Below are 1,465 nucleotides of genomic sequence, written 5' to 3' on the forward strand. Positions count from 1 at the left end.
AGGTTTCAGATGTCAGTATTTCACATTCCAGCTTTGCTTTTTCATTCCTCTTTGCTGCTTCTTTTTCCGCCATGCTAAGCGTGTCTGCTGCTTTCTTTTCAATGCGTTCAGCTTCTTTTTTTGAATCATGGACTGCAGTACTGAACATCTCGTCAGCAGATGCTTTGGCGTCATTGAGTCGCTCATCAATTTTATGCTGAATAGATACACTTTCACGTATTAATTTTTCTTTATTCTCTTGTAACTGAAGGACTTCACTTGCCAAATGAAATTTAACTGATTTAATCAATTGTCTTTTCTGTTCTAACTCTTCAGTGAGCTTCTCGATGATCTCTTCTGCCACATGCAGTTTTTGCTTTTTTACAAAACCAAACATAAATAACCTTAAAGGTAATATTAAATTACAGTACGCCGTACCATTATAACCAATTTCGTGCGAATAGTCCTACTTTTCGGCATGTGCTAGGTGATTGTCGAGATCGATATGAGGAGTCAAGTTGTTATGAGGAAGTCACGCAACTGCGTGCTAACAGTACTGTAGCCTTTGACCATAAAAGTATTTGACTTGCTGAAGCAAGGAGCTTTTTCACCTTGGAGTGACTCGCTCTTACGCAATTACCTTATGACGGCTGAAAATGATCCAAATTCACTTTGGGCAATCTTAAGTTACAAGAAGTTGCTAAGCTAACGAACGTTAGGCTAACGTTCGTTAGCTTAGTGAAGAATTTTGGTTCTACGACCTAGGCCTCAGACACGTTTGGGGCAAAAAAGATTTTACCGTTGTTACTACACAGCAGTTCTTGACCACCTACTAAATCACGACGTGGCTAAAAACTCGTTGAGATAGCTACGTAACTTTCGAATTGCCCCTGGTAACACACAATTACCCTAGCTACTGGAACATCAGACCCATTAAGTCGACAGTAAGGTGTCATTTTTAATACCTTACTGTTCACTTAACTGAAACCGGAAATTCATAATTTGTATGTCAGCCCGTCGCTCGAAGACCTTTAGGCCATAAGCCCCTAGTACGAAGAATGTCCTAGAAAAGCATCGATTTACTGTTGGATAGCAAATCCACATCAGCCTTAATACCCTGAAAAAATTTCCTATAAAACCAAATAACATAGCCGCATTTACTTCCATGATGACTCAATAACCGTGCTGAACTGAAAGAGTGAAGATGACTAAATGCTGACGGTTCTTTGACTACACCACCTTAAATTACTGTGTAAACCAGCTCTAACAAGGTGATGATCATAAAAACTTCATCACAAAAAATCGCCTTCATTACTCGCTACAACCTGGACAATTTTGATTTCCCAACCCACCCTGGAAAACAATAAAATTAATATATTTCAATAATATAAACTTAAAACCACAATCTCATTTTGCCGGACAGAATCCCAAATGAGACTGGAACCGACAGACACACCCTTACGTTTTATTCCTTACACCACCTAAA

At 39.0% G+C, this 1,465-nt stretch carries 1 protein-coding gene; it reads right to left on the reverse strand.

Translation table 11 applies throughout. The annotated features are described in order from the left end of the window. Nucleotides 1-376 (reverse strand): hypothetical protein (locus BIZ37_RS30125; protein WP_187464670.1); only part of this gene is annotated, 376 nt, incomplete at its 3' end. Nucleotides 377-1,465: the final 1,089 nt, after the last annotated feature.

The sequence above is a fragment of the Photobacterium sp. BZF1 genome (assembly GCF_014349205.1).
GTDB lineage: Bacteria > Pseudomonadota > Gammaproteobacteria > Enterobacterales > Vibrionaceae > Photobacterium.